The sequence below is a fragment of the Weissella sp. DD23 genome (assembly GCF_001579105.1).
GTDB classification, from domain to species: domain Bacteria; phylum Bacillota; class Bacilli; order Lactobacillales; family Lactobacillaceae; genus Weissella; species Weissella cibaria.
This window is the reverse complement of record NZ_KQ970393.1, coordinates 267,875-274,953: the sequence shown is the minus strand read 5'-3', so window position 1 is coordinate 274,953 and position 7,079 is coordinate 267,875. Positions and strand designations below refer to the sequence as shown.

The 7,079-nt window shown below is 44.5% G+C and carries 7 protein-coding genes and 1 pseudogene; 4 read left to right on the top strand and 4 right to left on the bottom strand.

What is annotated here, in order from left to right; all coding sequences use genetic code 11:
- Window positions 1-256: pseudogene (locus WEIDD23_RS13595) on the bottom strand (hypothetical protein); the annotation flags it as partial.
- 273 nt (window positions 257-529) lie between these two features.
- Between WEIDD23_RS13595 and WEIDD23_RS07355 the strand changes: the two are divergent.
- Both WEIDD23_RS07355 and WEIDD23_RS07350 read left to right on the top strand, forming a co-directional pair.
- Window positions 530-1,198 carry a potassium channel family protein gene (locus tag WEIDD23_RS07355; protein ID WP_010371073.1) on the top strand — a complete coding sequence of 223 codons (669 nt, stop codon included), beginning with the start codon at window positions 530-532 and terminating at the stop codon, window positions 1,196-1,198.
- 296 nt (window positions 1,199-1,494) lie between these two features.
- A complete protein-coding gene (locus WEIDD23_RS07350; RefSeq protein WP_010371074.1) occupies window positions 1,495-2,856 on the top strand; it encodes an amino acid permease in 1,362 nt (453 codons plus the stop codon).
- Window positions 2,857-2,911: 55 nt separating this feature from the next.
- Here WEIDD23_RS07350 and WEIDD23_RS07345 read toward each other — a convergent pair whose 3' ends face one another.
- Window positions 2,912-3,529, bottom strand: a complete 618-nt coding sequence (locus WEIDD23_RS07345; RefSeq protein ID WP_010371075.1) for an NAD(P)-dependent oxidoreductase — start codon at window positions 3,527-3,529, stop codon at window positions 2,912-2,914.
- A 67-nt stretch (window positions 3,530-3,596) separates the two neighbouring features.
- Window positions 3,597-4,115, bottom strand: coding sequence for a GNAT family N-acetyltransferase (locus tag WEIDD23_RS07340; RefSeq protein WP_010371077.1), 519 nt, complete (start codon window positions 4,113-4,115; stop codon window positions 3,597-3,599).
- A 161-nt stretch (window positions 4,116-4,276) separates the two neighbouring features.
- Here WEIDD23_RS07340 and WEIDD23_RS07335 point away from each other — a divergent pair, with 161 nt between their 5' ends.
- The gene (locus WEIDD23_RS07335) at window positions 4,277-5,107 is read left to right on the top strand and encodes a DUF368 domain-containing protein (protein ID WP_010371079.1); all 831 of its coding nucleotides are present in this window, start codon (window positions 4,277-4,279) and stop codon (window positions 5,105-5,107) included.
- Window positions 5,108-5,214: 107 nt separating this feature from the next.
- On the opposite strand, the gene WEIDD23_RS07330 is transcribed toward WEIDD23_RS07335, so the two are convergent.
- Window positions 5,215-6,573, bottom strand: a complete 1,359-nt coding sequence (locus WEIDD23_RS07330) for an FAD-dependent oxidoreductase (RefSeq protein WP_010371081.1) — start codon at window positions 6,571-6,573, stop codon at window positions 5,215-5,217.
- Between the two features lie 133 nt (window positions 6,574-6,706).
- On the opposite strand from WEIDD23_RS07330, the gene WEIDD23_RS07325 reads away from it, so the two are divergent.
- A complete protein-coding gene (locus WEIDD23_RS07325) occupies window positions 6,707-7,054 on the top strand; it encodes a hypothetical protein (RefSeq protein ID WP_123157475.1) in 348 nt (115 codons plus the stop codon).
- Window positions 7,055-7,079 lie beyond the last annotated feature (25 nt).

Here is a 7,079-nt window from a genome sequence, read left to right as displayed (position 1 = left end):
ATCCGTTTTTGATGGTCATTGATCCTTTGCTCTCGACGTATGACATCATAGCTGAATCTTCTTGCGTGCCAGTCTTATAGACGGCAACGGTCGTATCATAAGTGCCATCAGCTAACGTCAGAGCGTTAGTTTGTTGTGTTTGATTTGTTTCAGCGGCAGCGACAATCGTTGTAACGCTTGAAACGGATGTTGTTAACAGCATGCTACCCAATGCAGCTGTTGAAAAAAGCGCGGCAACGCGCGAAATAGTACTCATGAGTGGTAACAATCTCCCAAATTTAATTACCAACCCTAATTCTCTCTAAATTCTTATAAGTTCACACAAAGTGCATAATTTAACATATGCTATTGTAGGCATTTAATCGGACTTAATGCAAGTTTACTTCCGATTTTTAGGTAGTTTGTGATGAAGTGGTAAAATAAAGTCGAAAGGTCAAGGTGGTAATTTAAGACCGCACGATGATCAAAACACCCTGGTTTAGGGTGTCTAAGGCATGATATAAAGATTAATAAAAATGGAGACAACATAATGAAGCAAACATTTGCCGTGATTGGCTTGGGCCGGTTTGGTAGCTCGCTATTAGAATCGCTCATTGCGGCTGGTCAGGATGTATTGGTTATCGATAGTAACCCTGCATTAGTTGAAAATTACATGGATAAGGCAACTCACGCTGTGATCGCCGATGCACAAGATGAGGATGCTTTGCGAGATTTGGATTTGCCAAGTTTTGATCACGTCATTGTGGCAATCGGTCACAATCAACAAGCGTCAATTTTGACAACGATTTTGTTGAAGGACATGGGTGTACGACACGTGGTCGCTAAGGCTGAAAATAATTTGCACGCCCGCGTTTTGGCGAAGGTTGGTGCGGATCAAGTGGTCCGTCCTGAACATGAAATGGCCCAACGCTTAGCGGAACAAATTATGACGCCTAATTTGATTAATTATATTGATTTGGGTGATAAGCACTCCTTAGGTGAAATCAAGATTGCGAATTTGAAATTTGCGAATAAGACGATTTCAGAATTAAACATTCGCAAAAATTATGGCCTTAATGTGATTGCAATTAAGTCGCAAGGCCAGGTTAATGTGGCACCAGAGTCTAGTGAGATGATTCAAATCGGGGATGTGCTAACGGTTGTTGGTGAGAGCGTTGATGTGAAGCATTTTGAATCACTGGTTGAAAAGACCAAGTAGGTCACAACGCTTGACTAATTTTTTAGAAGTCTTTATAGTTAAGTTACTAATTGGCGTCTCGGTGAAGAAAGAGGTGTTCGATTGTGCAATGTTTTAGAGAGCTTGTGGTTGGTGCAAACAAGTACATTGTTATCGAACGTGGAACTTTTGGAGAAACAAAAATTACCCGTAATTAAGTTGCTTGGTTAGGATGATTAACCAAGAATTAGGGTGGAACCGCGTTATTTAACGTCCCTATGTCAAATTTAATTTGGCATGGGGACTTTTTTTGTACCCCATGCAGTGAGGTTTTTAATATGGAAAACGGAAACGAGCAACGTGAGTTATCACGTGGGTTGAAGTCGCGGCACATTCAGATGATTGCCATCGGTGGTGCAATTGGAACGGGATTGTTCCTGGGTTCTGGGTCAGCCATCAAGGCAGCCGGACCATCACTGATTTTGGCATATGCCATAACTGGTATTTTTGCTTATCTCATGATGCGCGCGGTTGGTGAGTTGCTATTATCGAATACGAAAATGCGCTCATTTATTGATTTTGTTCGCGAATACTTAGGCGACAAATGGGAATTTGCCATCGGCTGGGCCTACTGGTTGAGTTGGGCAAGTTTGGCTATGGCCGATTTAACGGCGACTGGTATTTATCTTCGCTATTGGTTCCCCTTTATTCCGCAGTGGGTCACGCCGTTGATTGTGGTGTTACTACTAGTTGGGTTGAATTTGGTGAATGTGCGGTGGTTTGGTGAATTGGAGTCAGGCTTCGCATCCATTAAGGTGATCGCCATCTTAGCTTTGATTGTTGCCGGATTAGGTTTGATTGCGACTGGGTTCCATACTGGTGGACACACAGCTTCATTCGCTAATTTGGTGGACCATGGTGGTTTCTTCGCAACCGGCTTTGGTGGATTCTTAATGGCCTTTCCAATGGTTATCTTTGCCTTTACGGGTATTGAAATGGTTGGGCTAACGGCTGGTGAGACAGAAGACCCAGAGCGTGATTTACCAAAGGCTATTAATTCAGTACCTGTACGAATCGGGTTGTTCTACGTTGGTGCGGTTGCGATTATTATGGCAATCTATCCTTGGAATGATATTAATACGGCCCAATCACCTTTCGTGCAAGTGTTTGCGGGGATGGGCATTAAGTTTGCCGCTGATATTGTGAACTTTGTCGTGTTAACCTCAGCGTTGTCAGCCGCTAACTCAGCAATTTTCTCAACGTCACGTACGTTGTATGTATTGGCGAAGAACAACCAAGCGCCAAAGTCGTTGGCGAAAATTTCAAAGAACATGGTGCCAGTTACTGGTATGTTGGCATCGTCATTGATTTTCTTGGCCGTTGTGTTGTTAAACTACTTCTTCCCATCACAAATCTTTACGCTAATTACTGGTGTGGCAACGATTAGCTTTATCTTTGTTTGGATTTTGATCATGGTTGCGCACATTAAGTACAAGGCGACCGAGGCATCAATCGAAAATCCATACAAGATGCCATGGTTCCCAGCAACCAGTTACTTAACGATTGCCTTCTTCTTGGCCGTGTTGGTTATCTTGGTGTTGGATAAGGCGACACAAGTATCTGTGATTGCAACAATCATCTTCTTTATTGTCATGGTTGGTGGTTACTCATTTTGGACGAAGCATAAACAAGACATTTAAAAAATAAACTCCCGTCAAACGAAGCGTATACAGTCTTCGTCTGACGGGAGTTTTTTTATTTACGATCACCAACTGTAATCATCTGATTACGCCACTTGTCTTGTAATAAGGCTTCTAAGTAGACTAGCGCAATCGTTTCACGTGAAACAGTTTGTGCGGGTGTTGTTTCATGACTGTCAAAAATAATTGGCTTGCCGGCTGGCCCACCGTGGAACATCACAGGACTGACAATGGTTGTGTCAAAGTCAGCCCCCATCAACATTTCACCACCGCTTAGTTGTTGATTGAAGTAGCCGGGCATCGAACGGGCAATGCGGCCTTCACCGCCAATGGTTTCGCCCATCATGCCACCAGCGCCGAGCCAAATGACACGGTCGATAGTGCGACCACTCATGTTAATGGCATCGATTAGCGCTTGGGCATACGTTGGCATTGGTGATGAACCGATGAAGCTAACGATGATATCAGCATCAGCGATGGCTGGTACCAATGTTGTCGCATCGTACATGTCCCCTTCGTAGACTTGATAAGCCTCATGCTGAGAACGGGGTAAGCGACGTGAATTACGGGCCCACAATGTTAATTGCATGTCATCAGGCGCCACATTAGCAAAACTATCAATAAAATATTGCGCAACATTTCCGGTAGCGCCTAGTACCAACACATTCTTCATTATGAATCACCTCGGTTTCTTTGCAAAAATAATAGCACACCTTCCGAGGAATACAGTATGAAAAGGGTTAGTCGAGAATTAGTTGATAGGCTTTACGTTCTCCATTGGCAATTGGCAACATAATCATGCCTTGATAGGTGAAGCCTAGTTTGGTAATGACGTGTTGCATAATTGCGTTCACTGCATGGGTATCAATGCGGATATCCGTGAAATTTCGTTCACGAGCGATCACAATTAAATCATGGAGCAGTTGCTGAGCCAAACCTTGGCCGCGGATTTCGCCATCGACAGTTACGCGGTGGATGGTCATATAGGTAGTGGCATCGCCGCCCCACTGCCCATCGATATTGTCATAAGCTGCTTCCGGTCCAGAAATTAACTTGGCAACACCGGCAACTTGCTTGTCATAGATCAAGACATATGCGACACCAGCGTTAATTGCTGATTCAAATTCTGCACGAGTTGGTCCATCATTTCCTTGCCATTGCGGTGAATCTTGACTTGCCAAGAATGCCACGGCTTGGTCGGTAATTTTTAGTATTGCGTCCAAATCAGATAGACGTGCTTTACGTGTATAAGTCATCATAATGGCTCACCTCAATCCTCTGTAGTGTCTTCAATGGTAGCACGTTCGCAACATGATTACTATTTGTTGTCGAAACCTTAGAGGCCGTTGTCCTGTTTTAGTGACTCGGGTAAAATGACAGTATTAAAGCGAATTTTCTGAAGAATAGACGAGGACTAACCATGCAAAAACAACCAGGAGATTGGATCTTCCGTGCTGTTAAAGGCGCCTTAATTGGATCGGGTTTTATCTTGCCCGGTATCAGTGGTGGCGCACTGGCCGCAGTGTTTGGGCTATATGAGCGAATTATTACGTTCTTAGCGAATCCGTTTAAGCGATTCAAAGAGAATGTGCTATACTTCATGCCCGTTGGTATTGGTGCCTTGCTTGGCATTTTCTTGTTATCCTTTGCAATTAGCTTCGTACTTGGGGAACATGAAAGTGTGGCGCTCTGGTTTTTCGTCGGAGCGATTGTTGGTACTTTGCCGTCATTGTGGCGTGATGCAGCCAAAGAAGGCCGAACGCCGGTTGACGTGGTGATTACGGTTATTGCCTTTGCCGCGATGTTGGCATTTTTGTTGTTTGGCGCGCCTCTGTTTTCAAAAATTGAAGCAAGTTTCGGTGCGTGGGTCCTAGCGGGGGCTTTGATTGGACTAGGGTTAATTGTACCCGGCCTGAGCCCATCGAATTTCTTAATTTATCTTGGCTTATATAAAGGGATGAGTGATGGGATTAAACATGGCGATTTGGGTGTCTTGGTCCCTATTATGATTGGTTTAGTTTTGATTATTGCCCTGCTGTCAAAGTTTATGGCCTATATTTTTAAGATTGCGTATGCGAAGTTGTTCCACGCAATTTTTGGGATTGTCCTGGCGTCGACGGTTATGATTGTGCCAACCGACTTTAAAGACTTCACCATTATCCACATCACGATTTCCGTCGTGCTGTTGGCACTTGGCACCTGGTTAGGTTGGTGGATGAGTCGTTTGGAAGATAAAATGCATACAAAATAAAACTGAGACCGCAGTTTCCGTCTCAGTACCTAAAAAACGCAAAGCCGCCAATAGTGGTTGCTTTGCGTTTTTTTAACGTATTCTGAAAGGTTGCTGCTAATATAACGTTATTTTTCAGGGATGCCTTCAAACAAATCGTTCAACCCTTCGCTCATTGTTGGGTGAGCAAAGATTTGATCACGAATTGTTTGGTAAGGCAAATTATTATGCATGGCCATTGAGATGAGGTTAATCATTTCATGGGCCTCGATGGCGAATAATGTGGCCCCGATAATGTGGTCATTATCGTCAACCAAGGCTTTCATGTAACCACGCGTATTACCGGCAATGTATGTCTTTGGTAAGGCAGCTACAGCCATTTTACTCATGCGATAGTGAATGCCTTGTGCATCGGCTTCTTCTTGATTAAGACCGATTGTGGCCATTGGTGGATTTGTGAACACAACAGAAGGTGTCACAGCTTGTTGTGCGAGAGTCGCACGGCCATCCCCGCGGAGTTGATTCATAATAATGCGTGAATCATCAAGCGAAATATACGTGTGCTGGGCACCGCCACGCACGTCGCCCAAGGCCCAAACATTTGGCGCAGCTGTGCGTAACTGATCATCAACCAAAATCCCACGCTCATTGGTCAAAACATGGGTATTTTCTAGACCGAGTCCGTCAATGTTAGCATGACGTCCCGTGGCGATTAAGATGGTGTCGGCGTTGACCGAGGTTACCTGGCCATCTTGGTTAACGGTCAACGTTGCCGCAATGTCCCCGTCTGTTACTTCGGTTACGGTCGCATGCAACCGAATATCAACACCTAAGTCAGTTAATGACTCATGAATGGCTGCCGCGGCCTCACGTTCCATGAAGGACATGAAGGTTGGGTTGCGAATTAGCATCGTAACATGGGCGCCGAATTGGGCATAGGTTGTCGCGAATTCAGCCGCAATATAGCCACCACCAATAATGACCAGTTCTTTTGGTAACACTTCTTGATCCATTAAAGCGTCGGTCTTGACAACGTAGCGACTCGTTGCTAATCCCGGCGTATCAGGAACACTTGGTGTGGCCCCGGTATTGATGAAGATGCGTTCGCCACGTACTTCTTCACGAAGCCCGTTTTGATAAGTAACGGTAATCGTGTGATCATCTTCAAAGTGCGCTTGGCCGGTCAGTACAGTGGCATATTCCAAATCAGCAACCTTATGTAGGTTCTTACCACGCAACGTACCGATGCGCGATTTCTTCGTTAGGACAGCGTTGCGATACTTTTCTAAGCCTGGTTCGCCCGCGCCAGCATCTGATAGTGTATAAAGTAGTTTAGATGGAATGCAGCCGACGTTAATACAAGTTCCACCGTACATTAGTTCTGATTGCTCAATCAAAATAACTGATTCACCAGCCGATGCCAGCTTGAAAGCGAGCGTTTTACCCGCTTTACCAAAACCAACAAAAACATTTTTCGCTTCTCGCATAATGCTTTACCCCATTAAGTATTAGATTGTATGACTAGTATGCGCGCGAACCAATAAAAAGTAAATTTTGCAAATTACTTTCTTCGGGTACGCACTAGTTTGCTACAATTTTGTTAGAAGGGTGGTAATAGTGATGAGTAGAAAAATGACCGGGACGCAAGAATTATTAATATTGCTGGGGGCTGTGATTGTCTGGCCGGTGCTGTGGGCACTGATGACTGGCGGACCGATTTGGGCGGACTATCCGTGGGGCCTGGTAGCCGTTGTGCTGGCAGCGTTTCTATATTTAGTCCCAATTAAGCGAGGATTATTAACAGGCATCATCTATTTAGCATGGTTGATTGGTATCATGGTATTTAAAAATGGGTTAACGATGCCTAGTTTCATTATTTTGGCAATTTTGGCAGGCTTCATGACCGGCGCATCAGCGTTAATTGGTAGTCATGTTGTTAATAAGAATCAGCAGAAAAAGGCATCATGATAATAAAACGCGTGAGATAGGAATC

Bases quoted from the DNA above. Each gene is read 5' to 3' on its own strand.
- WEIDD23_RS07325 (WP_123157475.1), top strand. From the start codon at position 6,707: ATGAGTAGAAAAATGACCGGGACGCAAGAATTATTAATATTGCTGGGG.
- WEIDD23_RS07330 (WP_010371081.1), bottom strand. From the start codon at position 6,573: ATGCGAGAAGCGAAAAATGTTTTTGTTGGTTTTGGTAAAGCGGGTAAA.
- WEIDD23_RS07345 (WP_010371075.1), bottom strand. From the start codon at position 3,529: ATGAAGAATGTGTTGGTACTAGGCGCTACCGGAAATGTTGCGCAATAT.
- WEIDD23_RS07340 (WP_010371077.1), bottom strand. From the start codon at position 4,115: ATGATGACTTATACACGTAAAGCACGTCTATCTGATTTGGACGCAATA.
- WEIDD23_RS07355 (WP_010371073.1), top strand. From the start codon at position 530: ATGAAGCAAACATTTGCCGTGATTGGCTTGGGCCGGTTTGGTAGCTCG.
- WEIDD23_RS07350 (WP_010371074.1), top strand. From the start codon at position 1,495: ATGGAAAACGGAAACGAGCAACGTGAGTTATCACGTGGGTTGAAGTCG.
- WEIDD23_RS07335 (WP_010371079.1), top strand. From the start codon at position 4,277: ATGCAAAAACAACCAGGAGATTGGATCTTCCGTGCTGTTAAAGGCGCC.